This is a genomic window from Geodermatophilus sp. SYSU D01106 (assembly GCF_054049995.1).
In genome coordinates this window covers 78,580-97,815 of the sequence record NZ_JBJGYM010000009.1, presented here as the reverse complement: position 1 = coordinate 97,815, position 19,236 = coordinate 78,580, and the positions used below count along the sequence as shown (strand labels likewise).

Genomic DNA, 19,236 nt, shown 5'->3' with positions numbered 1-19,236 from the left:
CTCCTCGACTGGGAGGAGTTCGACGATGAGCGCCACCGACACCGCGACGCCGGGCGAGGACGAGGTCCCCGCCGAGCACGCGGTCCCCGACGAGCTCTCCCTCGCCGGCGGCTTCGCCCCCGCCGACCGCGGCGCCTGGCGCGACCTGGTGGCCGGCGTCCTGCGCAAGGCCGGCCGCGAGGAGCTGCCCGACCCGGTCGAGGACGCGCTGCGCCGCACGGTGGCCACCGGCGTGCAGGTCGCGCCGCTCTACGACGCCGACGACGCCGGCGACCTCCCGACGGCGGTCGGCGTGCCCGGCCTGCCCCCGTTCGTCCGCGGCGCCCGCGCGGGGTCGCACCCGGACAGCGGGGTGCCCGCCGGCTGGGACGTCCGGCAGCGGCACGCGCACCCCGACGTCGCCACGACCCGCGAGGCCATCGCCGCCGACCTGGAGAACGGCGTCACCTCGCTGTGGCTGCAGCTCGGCGAGGGCGCGGTGCCCGTGGACGCCCTCGGCGACGCGCTCGCCGACGTCTACCTCGACCTCGCGCCGGTCGCCGTCTCCGGCGGGGCGCCGGCCGCCGAGGCGCTGCTGGCGCTGGTCGGCGACCGCACCGACCTCGCGCCCGGCGGCTCGCTCGGCCTCGACCCGCTCGGCGTGCACGCCGCCTCGGGGGAGGAGCAGGACCTCTCCGGCCTGGCCGCGCTCGCGCGCCGCGCGCCCGCCGGCTGGCGCACCGTCGTCGTCGACGCCACCGTCTTCGCCGACGCCGGGGCCACCGCGGTCGAGGAGCTCGGCTGCTCGCTGGCCGCGGGCGTCGCCTACCTGCGGGCGCTCACCGACGGCGGGCTGTCGGTCGACGAGGCGTTCGGCGCCCTGGAGTTCCGCTACTCCGCGTCGGCCGACCAGTTCACGACCATCGCCGCGCTGCGCGCCGCCCGCCGGCTGTGGGACCGGGTCGGCGAGGTGAGCGGCGCGTCGGAGGGTGCCCGGGCGCAGCGCCAGCACGCGGTGACGTCGTCGGTGATGACGACGCGGCGCGACCCGTGGGTGAACATGCTGCGCACCACGGTCGCCTGCTTCGCCGCGGGCGTGGGCGGCGCCGACGTCGTCACCGTGCAGCCCTTCGACGCCGCGCTCGGCCTGCCCGACGCGTTCTCCCGGCGGATCGCGCGCAACACCCAGAGCCTGCTGGTGGAGGAGGGGCACCTCGCGCGCGTGCTCGACCCGGCCGGCGGCTCCTGGTACGTCGAGTCGCTCACCGAGGACCTCGCGCAGGCCGCGTGGGCCTGGTTCACCGAGATCGAGCGGGCCGGTGGGCTGGCCGCGGCGCTGGACTCCGGTCTGGTGCGCGACCGGCTGGCCGCCGCCTGGGACGCCCGCGCGACGCGGCTGGCGACGCGCGCCGACGCGATCACCGGCGTCAGCGAGTTCCCCAACCTGGCGGAGGAGCTGCCCCGGCGGCAGCCCGCGGCCGACCTGCACCCCACCGGCGGGCTGCCCCGGGTGCGCGCGGCGCAGGAGTACGAGGAGCTGCGCGACCGCGCCGACGCCGCGCCGTCCCGCCCGAGGGTGTACCTGGCCACGCTCGGCCCGATCGCCCGGCACACCGCCCGGGCCACCTTCGCGGCCAACCTGTTCCAGGCCGGCGGCGTCGAGACCCCGGCGGCCGACGGCGCCTCGGGGCTGGCCGGGTCCGGGACGACCGTGGCCTGCATCTGCGGCACCGACGCCGACTACGCGGAGTCCGCCGCGGCGCTGGCCGCCGAGCTCCGGGCCGCCGGCGCGACGTCGGTCTGGCTGGCGGGGAAGCCCTCGCTCGCGGTGGACGGCGTCGACGGGTACGTGTACGCCGGGTGTGACGCGCTGGCCGCCCTGCGGACGGTCCACGAGCAGCTGGGAGTCACGGCATGAGCGGCATCCCCGACTTCGGCGGCGTCGAGCTGGGCCGCCCGGCGGCGCCGGCCGGCGCCGACGACTGGGCCAAGGCGTTCGAGGAGGCGACCGGGCGCGGCGTGGCGGAGGCGAGCTGGGAGACCCCCGAGGGCATCGCCGTCCCGCCGCTGGCCACCCCGGCCGACCTCGCCGGGCTGGACTTCCTCCGCACCTACCCCGGCCTGCCGCCCTACCTGCGCGGGCCCTACCCGACGATGTACACGACCCAGCCGTGGACGGTCCGCCAGTACGCGGGCTTCTCCACCGCGGCGGAGTCCAACGCGTTCTACCGCCGCAACCTCGCCGCCGGGCAGAAGGGCCTGTCGGTCGCGTTCGACCTGCCCACCCACCGGGGCTACGACTCCGACCACCCGCGCGTGGTCGGCGACGTCGGCATGGCCGGGGTGGCGATCGACTCGATCCTGGACATGCGGCAGCTGTTCGACGGCATCCCGCTGGACCGGATGAGCGTCTCGATGACGATGAACGGCGCCGTCCTGCCCGTCCTGGCGCTCTACGTCCTCGCCGCCGAGGAGCAGGGGGTGGCGCCGGACCAGCTCACGGGGACCATCCAGAACGACATCCTCAAGGAGTTCATGGTCCGCAACACCTACATCTACCCGCCGAAGCCGTCGATGCAGATCATCAGCGACATCTTCGCCTTCACGTCGGCGGAGATGCCCCGCTTCAACTCGATCTCCATCTCCGGCTACCACATCCAGGAGGCCGGGGCGACGGCCGACCTGGAGCTGGCCTACACCCTCGCCGACGGCGTCGAGTACCTGAGCGCCGGCAAGGCCGCGGGCCTGGACATCGACGCGTTCGCGCCGCGGTTGAGCTTCTTCTGGGCCATCGGCATGAACTTCTTCATGGAGGTCGCCAAGCTGCGCGCCGGGCGGCTGCTGTGGGCGCGGCTGGTGAAGGAGGCCGGCGCGCGGAAGGACAAGTCGCTGTCGCTGCGCACCCACTCGCAGACGTCGGGCTGGTCGCTGACCGCGCAGGACGTCTACAACAACGTCGTCCGCACCTGCCTGGAGGCGATGGCCGCCACCCAGGGGCACACGCAGTCGCTGCACACCAACGCCCTCGACGAGGCGCTGGCGCTGCCCACCGACTTCTCCGCGCGGATCGCCCGCAACACCCAGCTCCTGCTGCAGCAGGAGTCGGGGACGACGCGGGTCATCGACCCGTGGGGCGGCTCGGCGTACGTGGAGAAGCTGACCTACGACCTGGCCCGCCGCGCCTGGGCGCACATCCAGGAGGTCGCCGAGCACGGCGGCATGGCCCAGGCCATCGACGACGGCATCCCGAAGCTGCGCATCGAGGAGGCCGCCGCCCGCACGCAGGCGCGCATCGACTCCGGCCGGCAGCCGGTGATCGGCGTCAACAAGTACCGGGTCGAGGCCGACGAGGCGATCGAGGTGCTGCGCGTCGACAACGCCGACGTCCTGGCTCAGCAGAAGGCCAAGCTCGCGGAGCTGCGCGCCTCCCGGGACGACTCGGCGGTGGCCGACGCGCTGCGCCGGCTCACCGACGCCGCCCGCGCCGCCGCCGAGGGACGGCGGGGCCGCGACCTCGGCGACAACCTGCTCAAGCTGGCCGTCGACGCCGCGCGGGCCAAGGCGACGGTCGGGGAGATCTCCGACGCGCTCGAGGAGGTCCACGGGCGGCACGCCGGCCAGGTGCGCACCATCTCCGGTGTGTACCGCGACGAGGCCGGCAGCTCGGGCCCGGTGGAGGAGACCCGCCGGATGACCGGGGCGTTCGCCGACGCCGAGGGGCGCCGCCCCCGCATCCTGGTCGCCAAGATGGGCCAGGACGGCCACGACCGCGGGCAGAAGGTCATCGCCACCGCGTTCGCCGACCTCGGCTTCGACGTCGACGTCGGCCCGCTGTTCCAGACGCCGGAGGAGGTCGCGCGGCAGGCGGTCGAGGCCGACGTGCACGTCGTCGGCGTCTCGTCGCTGGCCGCCGGGCACCTGACGCTGGTGCCGGCGCTGCGCGACGCGCTGGCCGAGCTCGGGGCCGACGACGTCCTGGTCGTGGTCGGCGGGGTCATCCCGCCCGACGACGTCCCGCGGCTGCGTGAGATGGGCGCGGCCGCGGTGTTCCCGCCGGGCACGGTCATCGCCGAGGCGGCGCAGGAGCTGCTGCGGACGCTGTCGCAGCGACTCGGGCACGGCTGAGCGGACAGGGGAGTGAGCATCGCAGCGAGCGCCAGCGAGCGAGGAGCGGAGCGACCCGCGGGAGCGAACGACTAGTGGCGCCGGCACCCGACGTCCCCGCGCTGGTCGAGGGGGTGCTCGGCGGCGACCGCCGGTCGCTGGCGCGGGCGATCACGCTGGTCGAGTCACGCCGCGCCGACCACCGCGAGCGGGCGCAGGAGCTGCTGGTCGAGCTGCTGCCGCACGTGGGCAACGCGCGACGGGTGGGCATCTCCGGGGTGCCGGGGGTGGGGAAGTCGACGTTCATCGACCAGCTCGGCGTCGACCTCACCGCGGCCGGCTCGCGGGTGGCGGTGCTGGCGGTCGACCCGTCGTCGGCGCGGTCGGGCGGGTCGATCCTCGGCGACAAGACCCGCATGGCCCGCCTCGCCGTCGACCGCAACGCCTTCATCCGGCCCGCGCCGACCGCCGGGACGCTCGGCGGGGTCGCGCAGGCGACGCGGGAGTCGATGGTCGTCGTCGAGGCGGCCGGGTATGACGTCGTGCTGGTGGAGACCGTCGGCGTCGGGCAGTCCGAGGTCACCGTCGCGGAGATGGTCGACTCGTTCCTCTTCCTCACGCTGGCCCGCACCGGCGACCAGTTGCAGGGCATCAAGCGCGGCATCCTGGAGATCGCCGACGTCATCGCGGTGAACAAGGCCGACGGGCCCGCCGCCGGCGACGCCCGGAAGGCCGCCCGCGAGCTGGCCGGGGCGATCCGGATGCTGCGCGGGCACTCCGAGTGGGACGTGCCGGTGCTGACCTGCGCCGGGCTGACCGGCGAGGGGCTCGCCGAGGTGTGGGCGAAGCTGGTCGAGCACCAGGACCGCGCGAAGGCATCGGGTGCCTTCGACGAGCGGCGCCGGGCGCAGCAGGTGCGCTGGACCTGGCAGATGGTGCGCGACGGGCTGGAGCACCGGCTGCGCGCGCACCCGGCGGTGCGGGCGCAGGCGCCGGGGCTGGAGGAGGCGGTGCTGGCCGGCGAGCTCACCCCCGCACTGGCCGCACGCCGGCTCCTGGAGACCTTCCTCGGGGACGCCGGGGCCGCTGACTAGCCTCGCCGGGTGCGTTCTCCTGCCTCCCCGCTCCGTCCCCTGCTCGCCGCGACCGCCGGCGTCCTGCTGCTCGCCGGGTGCGGGTCCTCCGGAGCGGACATGCCCTCGGCCTCCCCGTCCGGCTCCTCGGCTGCCTCCTCGACCGCCGGGGAGGAGCCCGTGCTGGAGGGTGACACCTGCGCGCAGCTGCGGGAGGCGGGAGCGAACGGGGCGAGCTTCGGTCCGGTGCAGGCGGCCCTGCCGAAGGTGGACCTGATCGCCGCGATCGAGGAGAAGCTGACGCCGCTGCAGCAGTCCGACCCCGCGGCCGACGTCGCCGCCGAGTGGTCGACCGCGCAGAGCTACCTCGAGCAGTACCTGGCCGCGGCGCAGGCGGCACCGGACGGTGGCACGGTCACCGACGCGACGCTGTTCAACCCGGGCTCCGAGGTCACCGACGCGCAGGACGCGCTGACCGACTGGTGGTTCGCCACCTGCGCCTGAGCGCCCGGCCGCCCCTCCTCGCGATCATGGAGCGCGGGTGGCGACGCACCGCCGTCGGTCGGGATGTCGCCACCGCAGCTCCATGATCACGGCGGGTCCACAGGCCGGCCGCACTCCACAGACGGCGTACGGGACCCTCGGGTGTCGGGCCCGGGACCGAGCGTCCCGGCATGGACTTCGCGCTGTACCGGACCATCGCCCGCCAGGGCGGCGTCTTCACCACCGAGCAGGCCCGTGAGCGCCTCAGCGCCTGGGAGGTCCGGCGCCTGGTCGCCTCCGGGAGGTGGCGGCGGACCCGCTGGCGCGGTGTGCTGGCCGACGCCGAGCTGCCGGACTCCCTCGGGCAGCAGGTGCGCGCCGCGGCGCTCGCCGTCGGGCCCGACCTCGTCGCCTGCCACTCCACCGCGGCGGCGCTGTGGGGTTTCGACGTCCTCGGCGGCGACACGGTGCACTTCCTCGGCCCGCCGTCCGTGGCGAACCGGGCCCGGCCGGGCATCCGGGTGCACCCGTCGGTCCTCGGCACGGACGACGCCGAGCTGGTCGACGGCGTGTGGTGCACCCCGCCGCCGCGGACGGCGTGCGACGTCGTCCGCGGCACCGCGCCGATCGACGGGCTGGCCACGCTCGACGCCGCCCTGGCCACGAGGGAGTGCACCAGGTCGGAGCTCGCCGCTGAGGTCGAGCGGCAGCGCGGGCTCCGGGAGGTCGTCCGGTTGCGACGTCTGGCGCCACACGCGAACGGGCGGGCCGAGTCCCCGATGGAGTCGCGGATGCGCTGGCGGTTCATCGACGGCGGGCTGCCGGCCCCCGACGTCCAGGTGCGCGTCCTCGGCGACGGGCGCAGCTGGTACCTCGACACCGGCTGGCGCGAGCAACGGGTGGCGGCGGAGTTCGACGGCCACGAGGCGCACATGACGCCGGAGCAGCTGCGCGACGACCGGCGGCGGCACAACTGGCTCACCGAGCACCGGTGGACGCTGCTGCACGTCACCGCCGCCGACGTCTACCGAGACCACCGGCGGATGGTCGCCGAGGTGGCGCGGGCCCTGCGGCTGCCCACCCCGCGGTGATCATGGAGTCGCGGTGGGGACCCGCCGATCTCGGCCGGCGTGTCGGCACCCCAGCTCCATGATCGCGGGGGAGAACGCGCTCAGAACGCGGAGCGGCACTCCCGGGCGCGGAGCTCGGCGAGGTAGTCGGCCGGGGCGCCCGCGGCCTCGGCGGCGTCGGCGATCGCGCCCAGGTGCCGGGCCGAGGGCAGCCCGCCCTCGAAGGCGTCCAGCGCGTAGACGTAGGCGACGACGTCGCCGCCCAGGGTGTGCACCCGCAGGTTCAGCTTGCGGTAGAGGCCGCGGTCGGCGCCCTCCCACGCGTCGAGCTCGCGCTCGTCGGCGGGGGTGAGGTCGTAGAGCGCGACGAAGACGCCGGGCGCCTCGCGGTCCTCGGCGGGGACGAGGGTGGCCAGGGCGCCCTCCCAGCCGTACTCCTCGCCGCCGAAGGCCAGCCGCCAGCCGCGGATCCACCCGGTGCCGACGTGGGGGGAGGACGGGCAGCGGCGCAGCATCTGCTCGGGGTCCATGTTGGACCCGTACGCGGCATAGAGACCCATCGCCGCCCGAGCCTACGGGCGGTGTGGCCAGTCCGACCGGGGAGGCGGCCGACACGGACGGCCCCGGCTGGGAGGATGGGGTCGCACTGCCCGCTTCCGACGCAGGAGATCCCGCATGACCCGCATCGTCATCATCGGCGGCGGCCCGGCCGGCTACGAGGCCGCGCTGGTGGCCGCCTCGCTCGGCGCGCAGGTCACCGTCGTCGAACGCGACGGCCTCGGCGGGGCCAGCGTGCTCACCGACTGCGTGCCGTCGAAGACGCTGATCGCCGCCGCCGGCACGATGACGTCGGTCCGCGAGGCGTCGGTCCTGGGCCTGCGGGGCAGCGACCTGGCCACCGTCGGTCTCGACCTCGCCGCCGTCAACGCCCGCGTGAAGGGCCTGGCCGTCGCGCAGTCCGCCGACATCCACGCGCGCCTCGAGGGCGAGGGCGTGCGCCTGGTCTCCGGGCAGGGCCGGCTGGCCGACGAGGCCCGCGGCCTGATCGAGCACCGCGTCGAGGTCGTCGGCGCCGACGGCGCAGTGCGCGAGACCCTGGAGTGCGACGTCGTCCTCATCGCCACCGGCGCCGACCCGCGCGTGCTGCCCGGCAGCGAGCCCGACGGCGAGCGGATCCTCGACTGGCGCCAGCTCTACGACCTCCCCGAGCTGCCCGAGCACCTCGTCGTCGTCGGCTCCGGCGTCACCGGCGCGGAGTTCGCCTCGGGCTACCTCGAGGCGGGCGTGCCGGTCACCCTCGTCTCCTCCCGCGACCAGGTGCTGCCCGGCGAGGACGCCGACGCCGCCGACGTCATCGCCGAGGTGTTCGAGGCCCGCGGCGGGCAGATCGCCCGGCGCGGCCGGGCGGCGAGCGTCACCCGCACCGAGAAGGGCGTGCTCGTGGAGCTCACCGACGGGCGCACCGTCGAGGGCTCGCACGCGCTGATGACCGTCGGGACGGTGCCCAACACCGCCGGGGTCAACCTGGAGGCGTGCGGCGTCGAGCTGCGCGACTCCGGCCACGTCGTCGTCGACCGGGTGTCGCGCACCAACGTGCCCGGCATCTACGCCGCCGGCGACGTCACCGGCGTCTTCCAGCTCGCCAGCGTCGCGGCCATGCAGGGCCGCATCGCCATGTGGCACGCGCTCGGCGAGGCGGTGCAGCCGATCCGCCTCAAGACCGTGTCGGCCAACGTCTTCACCCACCCGGAGATCGCCACCGTCGGCGTCCAGGAGAAGACGCTGCCCGAGGGCCACGACCTCGACGTCGTGCGCCTGCCGCTGGCCACCAACGCGCGCGCCAAGATGAGCGACCTGCACGCCGGGTTCGTGAAGCTGTTCGCCCGCAAGGCCACCGGCGTCGTCGTCGGCGGCGTGGTCGTGTCGCCGGGCGCCAGCGAGCTGGTCCTGCCGATCGCGCTCGCCGTCACCAAGGGCCTGACCGTCAGCGACCTGGCGCAGACCTTCGCCATCTACCCGTCGCTGTCGGGCTCGATCACCGAGGCCGGCCGGAGGCTCATGGGGGCCGACGCGCTGGCGTGACCGGTGTGACGCCCGGGCCCCGTGGGGCGGGGCGTCCGGGACCGGTGTGACGGACGGGTCCCCGATGGTGCGGCTGGGACGCCGGACCGCCGATGCCGGGAGGGATGCACGCCTCCCGAGCACTGCGGACCCTGGCCCTCGCCGGCATGGCGGTCGCCGTCTGCGCCGGCCCCGCCGCCGTCGCGCGGGCCGATGCCGGGACCACCGTGGTCGGCGAGCTGGTGCAGGCCTGGCCGGAGACGTCGCTGGAGGGCCAGCACGCGGGGGAGTCGCACGAGCAGCCGCTGACCTTCGTCGAGGGCGCCGACGGCACCTCCGTCCGGATCCCGACCGAGGCCGCCGCGGGCCTTGACGTGGGCGCGACGGTCGAGGTGACCGTCGGCGGCACCACCGACGACGAGGCCGGCGAGTCCGGCTACGCGCCGGCCCGCGAGGTCCTCGGCACCGAGGTCCTGCGGGCGCCCCGGCCGGCCGCCACCGTGCCGGCCGGCTCGGTCACCAACCAGGTCACCGTCGTCCTGGTCGCCCCCGCGGGCGGCACCCCCGACGGCACCGCGCTCGCCGACGTCGTCGACACCGTGAACACCGGCGTCGCGTCGTTCTGGGCGGAGCAGACCGGCGGCGCGGTGAGCGTCGGCGTCACCGCCGCACACGACTGGATCACCACCGCTGCCGGCTGCGCCGACCCGACGGCGCTGTGGGACGAGGCCGCCGCCCGCGTCGGGTTCGTCCCCGGCCCCGGGAAGCACCTGCTGCTCTACGTCACCAGCCGGCCGCAGGACCTGCCCGGCTGCTCCTACGCGCTGGGCCAGGTCGGCACCGGTACGACGTCGGGCGGGCGGCTCTACGTCCGCGACGACCTCGCCTCGCTCGTCGCCCACGAGCTCGGCCACAACTTCGGCCTCGGCCACTCCAGCGGCCTGCAGTGCGACGGCGCGGTGGAGGCGGCCGGGACCGGCGCCTGCCGCACCGCCGCCTACCGCGACTTCTACGACGTCATGGGCGTCTCCTGGGACCGCGTCGGCAGCCTCACCGCCGCCCAGGCCCAGCGCCTCGGCGTGCTGCCCGCCGCGGCCACCCTGACCGCGGGCAGCGGCACGACGACGGCCGCGCTCGCCCCGCTCGGCACCGGCGCCGGCACCCGCGTGCTGCGCATGCCCACCGCCGCCGGTCCGGACTACTGGCTGGAGTACCGCACCGCCACCGGCCGGGACGAGTGGCTGGCCACCGACAACCGCTACCGCCTCGACAGCGGCGTGCTGCTGCACCGCTCCGGCGCGCTGCCCGACACCTCGCTGCTGCTCGACGGCAGCCCCTCGGCCGCCGCCGGCTGGGAGGCCGACCTGCAGACGGCGCTGCGCCCGGGCGTGCCCGTCGTCGTCGCCGGCGGGGAGCTCACCGTCACCGTCGACGCGGTCACCCCGGCCGGCGCGACCGTCACCGTCGTCCGCACCCCCGGGGCCGCCGCGGTCCCGCCGCCCGCGCCCGCCCCGGCGCCGGCGGTCCTGCCCGGCAGCCGCACCGCGGCGTCGGCCCCGGCCGCCGCCGCGACCGCCCCGTCCGCCGTCGCCCCCGTCCCGGCCGAGGTCCCCGCCGCGGCCCCGGCCGCCCCGGCGGAGGGCCCGGCGGGAGCCCCCGACGTGACCGCCGCCGCCCCGGTCGAGGCCGCCGCCACCGAGCCGGCCGGCTCCTCCTGGACCACCCCGGCGCTCGCCGCCGGCGCGCTGGCGGGCCTCGGCGGCACGGCGCTGGCCACCCGGCGGGTGCTGCCCCGCCTGCGCGCCCGCGGCTGACCGCGCCTTCCCCCCGCGGAGGGGTCCAGTCCGGGGCCCGACACGCCGATGAAGAGGCGGGGAGGGCCGACCCGCGGCCTCCCGACCTGGAGAGACACGTGCACCTCGCAGTCCGGCCGCGCTCCCCGCGGCTGCTCGTGCCGGCGGTCCTGGCCGCCGTGCTGTCGCCGCTGGCCCTCGCCCTGCCCCCGGCCGGCGCCGCGCCGCAGGAGACGGTCGTCGGCGAGCTGGTGCAGGGGTACGCCGACCCCGGGCCGCACGAGGCCCTCGACGCGGCCCACGACGAGGACGCCGGCGGCGGCCTGCTGAGCTGGGTGCAGACCGGCGACGGCGAGGCCGTGCGCGTGCCCACCGAGGACGTCGCCGCCGTGGACAACGGCGCGACGGTCGAGGTGACCCTCGGCGGCACCGTCCGCGACGAGGCCTCCGCCGACGGGCTCCAGCCCGCCCGCGATGTGCTGGCCGCCGAGCAGGTGGCCGCGGCCGAGGCGCCGGCGACCGCGCCCGCCGTCGGGCCGGTCAACCACCGGGTCACCGTCGTGATGCTGCAGCCGCGGGGCGTCGCCCGGGACGCCCGCACGCTCGACGACGTGGTGCGCGCGGTGAACGGCCCGGTGGCCGACTTCTGGGAGCAGCAGACCCGCGGCCAGGTGACCTTCGGCGTCGTCAAGGGCGTCGACTGGGGCGCCGAGGCCACCGTCGGCTGCGACAAGCCCTTCGAGCTGTGGCAGCAGGCCGCGCAGCGGGCCGGCTGGAGCGGCGCCGCGGGGGACCACCTGCTCGTCTACGTGCCCGCCAGCTCGCCCGGGTGCGCCTACGGCCTCGGCACGGTGGGCCGCAGCCTGCACGGCGGCGGCCTGGCCTACGTGCGCGCCACCGCCACCTCGGTCATCGCCCACGAGTTCGGCCACAACCTGGGGCTCGGCCACAGCTCCGAGGTGCAGTGCGACGGCGCCGTCGACTCCGGCACCTGCGAGACCGCGCCCTACATGGACCTCTACGACGTCATGGGCATCTCGTGGGAGGAGGTCGGCACCCTCAACACGGTGCAGGCCGCCGAACTCGGCGTCCTCGGGCCCGACGACGCCGCCGTCGTCTCCACCGCCACCGGCGCGGCCGACGTGACCCTCGTGCCCGTCTCGGCCGGCGTCCTGCCGCCGGGCACCCGGCGCGCCGTCGACCTGGCCGACGCCGACGGGGTCACCCACTACTGGCTGGAGTACCGGCAGGCCAGCGGCCAGGACGCCTGGCTGGGCAGCGGCCGCAACCGCTACGGCCTGCAGCAGGGCGTCGTCCTGCGCCGCTCCGTGGAGTCCGACTCCGACAGCTCCCTGCTGCTCGACGCCACCCCGTCGGCGCGCGCCAACTGGGGCCGCGACGTCGCCGTGGTCCTGCCGGTGGACACGCCGGTGCGCTTCGCCGGCGGCCGGTTCACCGTGACCGTCACCGGCGTGACCGCCGGGCAGGCCGTGCTCCGCGTCGTCCCGGCCACCCCGACCGTCGCCGTCCACTCGCTGGCCGGCGGCGACAGCGGCCCGCAGGGCACGCTGGTGGAGGCCGAGACCTGCGACGCCGCCAGGCGCTGCACCGCCCGCTACCAGAACGCCCGCGTCTTCTGGTCGCCGACGACCGGCGGCCACTCGGTGGCCGCGCCGGAGCTCGCCGCGTGGGAGCGCGAGTCCGCCGCGCTGGGTTTCCCGACCGGCGACCGCACCTGCGGCCTGCGCGACGCGGGTTGTCTGCAGGGCTTCGAGGGAGGTGGTGTCTACACCACCCCGGCGACCGGCACGCGCATCCTGACGGGCGAGGTCTACGGCCGGTGGGCGGCGCAGGGCTGGGAGAACGGCCCGCTGGGCTACCCGACGACCGACGTGACGGTGCTGTCCCGCGACGGCGGCCGGTTCGCGCACTTCCAGGGCGGGTCGATCTACTGGTCGGCCGGCACGGGTGCGCGGATCCTGTCCGGTCCGGTGCGTGACCGGTGGGCCGCGCAGGGCTGGGAGAACGGCCCGCTGGGCTACCCGACGACCGACGTGACGGTGCTGTCCCGCGACGGCGGCCGCCTCGCGCACTTCCAGGGCGGGTCGATCTACTGGTCGGCCGGCACGGGTGCGCGGATCCTGACGGGCGAGGTCTACGGCCGGTGGGCGGCGCAGGGCTGGGAGAACGGCCCGCTGGGCTACCCGACGACCGACGTGACGGTGCTGTCCCGCGACGGCGGCCGGTTCGCGCACTTCCAGGGCGGGTCGATCTACTGGTCGGCCGGCACGGGGGCGCGGATCCTGTCCGGTCCGGTGCGTGACCGGTGGGCCGCGCAGGGCTGGGAGAACGGCCCGCTGGGCTACCCGACGACCGACGTGACGGCGCTGTCCCGCGACGGCGGCCGCCTCGCGCACTTCCAGGGCGGGTCGATCTACTGGTCGGCCGGCACGGGTGCGCGCATCCTGACGGGCGAGGTCTACGGCCGGTGGGCGGCGCAGGGCTGGGAGTGGGGCGGTCTCGCCTACCCGAGCACGGACGTCATCTGTGGGCTGCGGGACGGTGGCTGCTTCGCGCACTTCCAGGGCGGGTCGATTTACTGGTCGCCGGCCACCGGCGCGCGCCTGCTCACCCCGAGGATCCGCGACGCGTGGGCGGCCGGAGGGTGGGAGCGGGGCGCCCTCGGCTACCCGGTCACCGATGCCGTGGCCCAGCCCCGCGGCAGCGAGCGCGCCGACTTCCAGAACGGCTCGATCACCGTCGACACCGGCGGCCGGGTGACCGTCGTCCGCAACGCCTGACCCCCTGCATGCACGAGGACCCGCCACCGGACCTCGGTGGCGGGTCCTCGTGGACTCAGCGGGACTACTCGGCGGCGTCGGTGATCGTGCAGATGACCGCGCCGCTGGTGACGGTGGCGCCGACCTCGGCCGACAGGCCGGTCACGGTGCCCGCCTTGTGGGCGGTCAGCGGCTGCTCCATCTTCATCGCCTCGAGGACGACGACGAGGTCGCCGGCGGCGACGGTCGCGCCCTCCTCGACGGCGACCTTCACGATCGTGCCCTGCATCGGCGAGGTGAGGGAGTCGCCCGAGGCGCCCGAGCCGCCGTGGCCGGAGCCCCGCTTGCGCGGCTTGGCGCCCCCGGTGCCGGCCGGCGCCGCCGTGCCGCCGCCGAGCGCGAGGCCCGCGGGCAGCGAGACCTCCAGGCGGCGGCCGCCGACCTCGACGACGACGGTCTGCCGCGGCGCCTCCTCCTCGGCGTCGGCCGGGGCGGCGGAGTACGGCGGGACCTGGTTGTCCCACTCGGTCTCGATCCAGCGGGTGTGCACCGTGAACGGCTCGCTGGTGAACGCCTCGTCGCGCACGACCGCGCGGTGGAACGGGATCACCGTGGGCATGCCCTCGACGACGAGCTCGTCGAGCGCGCGCCGGGCCCGCTGCAGCGCCTCGGTGCGGGTGGCGCCGGTGACGATCAGCTTGGCCAGCATCGAGTCGAACGCGCCGGCCACCTCGCCGCCGGTCTCGACACCGGAGTCCCAGCGCACGCCGGGGCCCTGCGGGATCTCCAGCCGGGTGACCGGGCCAGGGGCGGGCATGAAGTTGCGCCCGGCGTCCTCGGCGTTGATGCGGAACTCGATGCTGTGCCCGCGCGGGGCGGGGTCCTCGGTGACCTCCAGCGGGAGACCCTCGGCGATGCGGAACTGCTGGCGCACCAGGTCGATGCCGGAGGTCTCCTCCGAGACCGGGTGCTCCACCTGCAGCCGGGTGTTGACCTCGAGGAAGGAGATCGACCCGTCGGTGCCCACGAGGTACTCGACGGTGCCGGCGCCGTGGTAGCCGGCCTCGCGGCAGATCGCCTTGGCCGACTCGTGGATGCGGGCCCGCTGCTCGTCGGTGAGGAACGGCGCCGGGGCCTCCTCGACCAGCTTCTGGTTGCGCCGCTGCAGCGAGCAGTCGCGGGTGCCGACGACGACCACGTTGCCGTGCGTATCGGCGAGCACCTGGGCCTCGACGTGCCGCGGCTTGTCGAGGAACCGCTCGACGAAGCACTCGCCGCGGCCGAAGGCGGCGACCGCCTCGCGGACGGCAGAGTCGAACAGCTCCGGGATCTCCTCCTCGGTGCGGGCCACCTTCAGGCCGCGCCCGCCGCCGCCGAACGCGGCCTTGATGGCCACCGGCAGGCCGTGCTCCCGGGCGAAGGCGAGCACCTCGTCGGCGCCGCCGACCGGGTCCTTCGTGCCGGGGACCAGGGGCGCGCCGGCCTTGGTCGCGATGTGGCGGGCGGCCACCTTGTCGCCGAGGTCGATGATCGCCTGCGGCGAGGGGCCGATCCAGGTGAGCCCGGCGTCGAGGACGGCCTGGGCGAAGTCGGCGTTCTCCGACAGGAAGCCGTAGCCGGGGTGAATCGCGTCGGCGCCGGACCGCTTCGCGGCGTCGAGGATCTTGTCGATGACGAGGTAGGAGTCACCGGGCGTCGTGCCGCCGAGCGCGAAGGCCTCGTCGGCGGCGCGCACGTGCAGGGCATCGCGGTCGGGCTCGGCGTAGACGGCGACGCTGGTCAGCCCGGCGTCCCTGCAGGCGCGCGCCACACGGACCGCGATCTCCCCGCGGTTGGCGATGAGGACCTTCTGCACCGGGCGACTCCCTCGTTCGTGGACCGGTCGGACTGTAGTCAGGACGCCCGGAACGCCGTCCGGACGGTCGGATGGGTCAGCGGCGCCAGAGGTCGGTGATCGTCAGCCCGCGCCGGCGCAGCTGCTCGCGCAGTGCCGCGAGCGACAGCCCGACCACCGACGCGGGGTCGCCCTCGACGCGGCGGACAAACGGCGCCCCGAGCCCGTCGAGGGTGAACGCGCCTGCCACCGCGAGCGGCTCGCCGGTGGCCAGGTACGCCTCCACCTCGGCGGGGGTGGGGCTGGCGAAGTGCACGACCGTGGACGTGACGACGACGTCGCGCGACTCCACTGCGCCTCCGCGCACGTCGAACAGCGCCTGGCCGGTGTGCAGCGTGCCGCTGCGGCCGGCCATCCGCCGCCAGCGCTCGCGGGCATCCTGCGCGTCGGCGGGCTTGCCCATCGCCTGGCCGCGGAACTCCAGCAGCGAGTCGGCGCCGATCACCAGCGCGTCGTCCTCCCGCCCGGCGACGGCGGTGGCCTTCGCGGCGGCCAGCAGGGCCACCTTCTCCGAGACGCGCGCCGCGGTCACCGTCGTCTCGTCGACGTCGCTCACCACGACCTCGGGGGCGAGGCCCGCCTGGCGCAGCAGAGCGAGGCGCGCCGGCGAGGCCGAGGCGAGCACCAGCCGCCGGCTCACGCGAACCGTCCCGCCGCGCGCCAGCCGCCGGAGCCCGGGCGCAGCGGCTGCCGGTGGGCGTCGCCGTACGCGGCCCACGCGCCGACCGGGACCGGGCGCTTCCGCGGACGGCCCTGCGACGACAGCGCGGCGACGACGACGGTGAGCGCGGCGAGCTCCTCGGCCGTCGGCTCGCCCTTGACCACCCGCAGCAGCGGGCGCTGCTGCTCGGTCACAGCGGGATGTTCCCGTGCTTCTTCGGCGGCAGCGTCTGGCGCTTGTTGGCCAGCAGCCGCAGCGCCTTGGTGATCTCGATGCGGGTCTCCGAGGGGCGGATCACCTGGTCGACGTACCCGCGGTCGGCCGCGATGTACGGCGAGAGCAGCGTGTCCTCGTACTCGGTGACGAGCTCCGCGCGGCGGGCGTCGGCGTCGGGCGAGTCGGCCAGCTCGCGCCGGTAGAGGATGTTCACCGCGCCCTGGGCGCCCATGACGGCGACCTGCGCCGTCGGCCAGGCGAGGTTCAGGTCGGCGCCGAGGTGCTTGGAGCCCATGACGTCGTAGGCGCCGCCGTAGGCCTTACGCGTGATGACGGTGATCTTCGGGACCGTGGCCTCGGCGTAGGCGTAGATCAGCTTCGCGCCGCGGCGGATGATCCCCTCCCACTCCTGCGACGTCCCGGGGAGGAAGCCCGGGACGTCGACGAAGGTGAGCACCGGGACGTTGAAGGCGTCGCAGGTGCGCACGAAGCGGGCGGCCTTCTCGCTGGCGTCGATGTCCAGCGTGCCCGCGAACTGGGTGGGCTGGTTGGCCACGACGCCGACCGGCCGGCCCTCGACCCGGCCGAAGCCGACCACGATGTTCGGCGCGAACAGCGCCTGCACCTCGAGGAACTCGCCGTCGTCGAGCACGTGCTCGATGACCGTGTGCATGTCGTAGGGGGTGTTCGCCGAGTCGGGGACGACCGTGTCGAGCTCGTGGTCCTCCTCGGTCACCCCGTCCGGTGTGGTGTCGGCGGGGGCAACCTCGACGGCCGGCAGCGGGTCGAGGTTGTTGCTCGGCAGGTAGGACAGCAGCGCCTTGACGTAGTCGAGGGCGTCGGTCTCGTCCTCGGCCAGGTAGTGGGCCACGCCGGACTTGGTGTTGTGCGTGCGGGCGCCGCCCAGCTCCTCGAGCGTGACGTCCTCGCCGGTCACCGTCTTCACCACGTCGGGGCCGGTGATGAACATCTGCGAGGTCCCGTCGACCATGACGATGAAGTCGGTGAGCGCGGGGGAGTAGACGTGCCCGCCGGCCGCGGCGCCCATCACCAGGGAGATCTGCGGGATGACGCCGGAGGCGTGCACGTTGCGCTGGAAGATCTCGCCGTAGAGGCCGAGGGAGACCACGCCCTCCTGGATGCGCGCGCCGCCGCCCTCGTTGATGCCGATGACCGGGCAGCCGTTGCGGATGGCCAGGTCGAGCACCTTGACGATCTTCTCGCCGTAGACCTCGCCGAGGCTGCCGCCGAAGACGGTGACGTCCTGGGAGAAGACGCACACCGGGCGGCCGTCGACGGTCCCGTACCCGGTGACGACGCCGTCGCCGAAGGGCCGGCGCGAGTCCATCCCGAAGTTGCTCGAGCGGTGGCGGGCGAACTCGTCGAGCTCGGTGAACGAGCCCGGGTCCAGCAGGGCCTCGATCCGCTCGCGGGCGGTCATCTTGCCCGCCGCGTGCTGCTTCTCGACGGCGCGCTCGGAGCCGGCGTGGACGGCCTCCTGCACCCGCCGCTCGAAGTCCGCCAGCTTGCCGGCGGTCGTGTGGATGTCGACGTCGGCCGGGACGGAGTCGCCCGCGCTCTCGAGTTCGGCAGCGCTCACGGGGCCGTAGCGTAGGGGAGTGCCCGACGCGTCCTCCGCCCGCTGGTCGGAGCTGGACCGACCGCCGCTCGACGCCGCCGCGCTGCAGGCGGCGCTGGTCCGCGACAGCCGGTTGTGGCGCTCGCTGGAGGTGGTGCCGGAGGTCGGCTCCACCAACGCCGACCTCGCCGCACGGGCCGCCGACGACGCCCCCGAGGGCACCGTCCTGGTCGCCGAGCACCAGGTCTCCGGCCGCGGCCGGCTCGACCGCACCTGGACCTCCCCGCCGCGCGCCGGGCTGACCGTCTCGGTGCTGCTGCGCCCCGACGTGCCCGCCGCCCGCCGCGGCTGGCTGCCGCTGCTCACCGGGATCGCGCTCGGCGAGGCCGTCGGCGAGGTCTCCGGCGTCCGCAGCTCGCTCAAGTGGCCCAACGACCTGCTGGCCGCCGACGGGACGAAGCTCGCCGGGATCCTCGCCGAGGTCACCGGCACCGCCGTCGTGGTCGGCACCGGGCTGAACGTGAACACCCGCCGCGAGGAGCTGCCGCCCACCGGGACGTCGCTGGCGCTGGTCGCCGGCGCGCCAGTCGACCGGGGGCCGCTGCTGATGGCGTTCCTGCGCGCGCTCGAGGGCCGCTACCTCGCGTGGACCGCGGCGCTCGGCGACCCGGTGTCCACGGGGCTGGCCGCCGACTACCTGGCCTGGTGCTCGACCGTCGGCGCCGAGGTCACCGTCACCATGCCCGACGGGTCGGAGCTCGCGGGCACCGCCACCGCCGTCGACTGGGACGGCCGGCTCGTGCTCGACACCGGCGGCGGCACGGTCGAGCTCGCCAGCGGCGACGTGCGCCACGTGCGGACACGCCCGCGCGGAGCCTGACCACCCGCCTCCGCTCGGTCATCCTGGCGGGGTGGCCTTCCCCGACAAGCTGCTCGCCGACGACGAGGAGGTCGTCGCGCACCTGCACCCGCACGGGCTGACGCTGTTCTGGCCGGTGGTCCGGCTGCTCGCCGTCGTCGGCGGGGCGTCCTACCTCGCGGCGCTGGTGCCCGACGGCCGCCAGCAGGGCGTCCTGCGCATGGCGCTGCTGGGGGTGGTGCTCGTCGTCCTGGCGGTCACGGTCGTGCGGCCGGTGGTCCGCTGGCGCACCACGCACTACGTCCTCACCACGCACCGGCTGCTGGTGCGCATGGGCGTGCTGACCCGCCGCGGCCGCGACGTCGCGTTGTCGCGGATCACCGACGTCTCCAGCCGGCAGACGCTGTGGCAGCGGGTCGTGCGGGCGGGGACGGTCACCGTCGAGTCGGCCGGCGACGCCGGCCCGCTGGTGCTTGCCCGCGTGCCCGACAGCGACGGGGTGCAGGCGCTCGTCGCGCAGCTGGTCGAGGACGACGCGGAGCGGGGATACGGGGAGCCGGCGTACGAGGGGCCCGCGGGGACCTGGGCCGACGACGACCGGCCGGCCCCCGGTTCCCGCACGGCCCGGTTGCGCTGACGCCCAAGGCGCGGTCGCACAACGCGCCCCGACCTGTCGTCATCTGC

At 75.7% G+C, this 19,236-nt stretch carries 15 protein-coding genes; 10 read left to right on the top strand and 5 right to left on the bottom strand.

All coding sequences use genetic code 11. The annotated features are described in order from the left end of the window. Nucleotides 1-25: 25 nt before the first annotated feature. The 5 genes from ACI78R_RS11815 to ACI78R_RS11795 all read left to right on the top strand — a co-directional run bounded on the left by ACI78R_RS11815 (nt 26) and on the right by ACI78R_RS11795 (nt 6,730). A complete protein-coding gene (locus tag ACI78R_RS11815) occupies nt 26-1,897 on the top strand; it encodes a methylmalonyl-CoA mutase family protein (RefSeq protein WP_457040865.1) in 1,872 nt (623 codons plus the stop codon). Beyond that, nucleotides 1,894-4,104, top strand: coding sequence for a methylmalonyl-CoA mutase (scpA, locus tag ACI78R_RS11810; protein WP_457040864.1), 2,211 nt, complete (start codon nt 1,894-1,896; stop codon nt 4,102-4,104). Before ACI78R_RS11815 ends, scpA begins: the two co-directional genes overlap by 4 nt. A 74-nt stretch (nt 4,105-4,178) precedes the next feature. Next, nucleotides 4,179-5,177, top strand: coding sequence for a methylmalonyl Co-A mutase-associated GTPase MeaB (gene meaB, locus ACI78R_RS11805; protein ID WP_457040863.1), 999 nt, complete (start codon nt 4,179-4,181; stop codon nt 5,175-5,177). Nucleotides 5,178-5,186: 9 nt separating this feature from the next. Continuing rightward, nucleotides 5,187-5,660, top strand: coding sequence for a hypothetical protein (locus tag ACI78R_RS11800; protein ID WP_457040862.1), 474 nt, complete (start codon nt 5,187-5,189; stop codon nt 5,658-5,660). Nucleotides 5,661-5,830: 170 nt separating this feature from the next. Then, nucleotides 5,831-6,730 carry a hypothetical protein gene (locus ACI78R_RS11795; RefSeq protein WP_457040861.1) on the top strand — a complete coding sequence of 300 codons (900 nt, stop codon included), beginning with the start codon at nt 5,831-5,833 and terminating at the stop codon, nt 6,728-6,730. 80 nt (nt 6,731-6,810) lie between these two features. Here ACI78R_RS11795 and ACI78R_RS11790 read toward each other — a convergent pair whose 3' ends face one another. Beyond that, nucleotides 6,811-7,269, bottom strand: coding sequence for a gamma-glutamylcyclotransferase family protein (locus tag ACI78R_RS11790; protein ID WP_073421500.1), 459 nt, complete (start codon nt 7,267-7,269; stop codon nt 6,811-6,813). A gap of 115 nt (nt 7,270-7,384) precedes the next feature. Here ACI78R_RS11790 and ACI78R_RS11785 point away from each other — a divergent pair, with 115 nt between their 5' ends. The 3 genes from ACI78R_RS11785 to ACI78R_RS11775 all read left to right on the top strand — a co-directional run bounded on the left by ACI78R_RS11785 (nt 7,385) and on the right by ACI78R_RS11775 (nt 13,364). Then, nucleotides 7,385-8,791 (top strand): NAD(P)H-quinone dehydrogenase, encoded by a 1,407-nt coding sequence (locus tag ACI78R_RS11785; protein ID WP_457040860.1) that lies wholly within the window; start codon nt 7,385-7,387, stop codon nt 8,789-8,791. A 104-nt stretch (nt 8,792-8,895) separates the two neighbouring features. Next, nucleotides 8,896-10,584: a reprolysin-like metallopeptidase gene (locus tag ACI78R_RS11780; RefSeq protein WP_457040859.1), complete on the top strand. Its 1,689-nt coding sequence runs from the start codon at nt 8,896-8,898 to the stop codon at nt 10,582-10,584. A gap of 98 nt (nt 10,585-10,682) precedes the next feature. Then, the gene (locus ACI78R_RS11775) at nt 10,683-13,364 is read left to right on the top strand and encodes a reprolysin-like metallopeptidase (RefSeq protein ID WP_457040858.1); all 2,682 of its coding nucleotides are present in this window, start codon (nt 10,683-10,685) and stop codon (nt 13,362-13,364) included. Nucleotides 13,365-13,428: 64 nt separating this feature from the next. Here ACI78R_RS11775 and ACI78R_RS11770 read toward each other — a convergent pair whose 3' ends face one another. The 4 genes from ACI78R_RS11770 to ACI78R_RS11755 all read right to left on the bottom strand — a co-directional run bounded on the left by ACI78R_RS11770 (nt 13,429) and on the right by ACI78R_RS11755 (nt 17,714). Beyond that, nucleotides 13,429-15,198 (bottom strand): acetyl/propionyl/methylcrotonyl-CoA carboxylase subunit alpha, encoded by a 1,770-nt coding sequence (locus tag ACI78R_RS11770; RefSeq protein WP_457040857.1) that lies wholly within the window; start codon nt 15,196-15,198, stop codon nt 13,429-13,431. A 76-nt stretch (nt 15,199-15,274) separates the two neighbouring features. After that, on the bottom strand, nt 15,275-15,877 hold the full coding sequence (locus tag ACI78R_RS11765) for a Maf family protein (RefSeq protein ID WP_457040856.1): 603 nt from the start codon (nt 15,875-15,877) through the stop codon (nt 15,275-15,277). Continuing rightward, nucleotides 15,874-16,092 (bottom strand): acyl-CoA carboxylase subunit epsilon, encoded by a 219-nt coding sequence (locus ACI78R_RS11760; protein WP_457040855.1) that lies wholly within the window; start codon nt 16,090-16,092, stop codon nt 15,874-15,876. The genes ACI78R_RS11765 and ACI78R_RS11760 overlap by 4 nt, the downstream gene beginning before the upstream one ends. Next, on the bottom strand, nt 16,089-17,714 hold the full coding sequence (locus tag ACI78R_RS11755) for an acyl-CoA carboxylase subunit beta (RefSeq protein ID WP_336027952.1): 1,626 nt from the start codon (nt 17,712-17,714) through the stop codon (nt 16,089-16,091). Before ACI78R_RS11755 ends, ACI78R_RS11760 begins: the two co-directional genes overlap by 4 nt. A gap of 19 nt (nt 17,715-17,733) precedes the next feature. On the opposite strand from ACI78R_RS11755, the gene ACI78R_RS11750 reads away from it, so the two are divergent. Together ACI78R_RS11750 and ACI78R_RS11745 are read left to right on the top strand one after the other, a co-directional pair. After that, entirely contained in the window at nt 17,734-18,573 is an 840-nt protein-coding gene (locus tag ACI78R_RS11750) for a biotin--[acetyl-CoA-carboxylase] ligase (RefSeq protein WP_457040854.1), read from the top strand. 31 nt (nt 18,574-18,604) lie between these two features. Then, the gene (locus ACI78R_RS11745) at nt 18,605-19,189 is read left to right on the top strand and encodes a PH domain-containing protein (protein WP_457040853.1); all 585 of its coding nucleotides are present in this window, start codon (nt 18,605-18,607) and stop codon (nt 19,187-19,189) included. Nucleotides 19,190-19,236 lie beyond the last annotated feature (47 nt).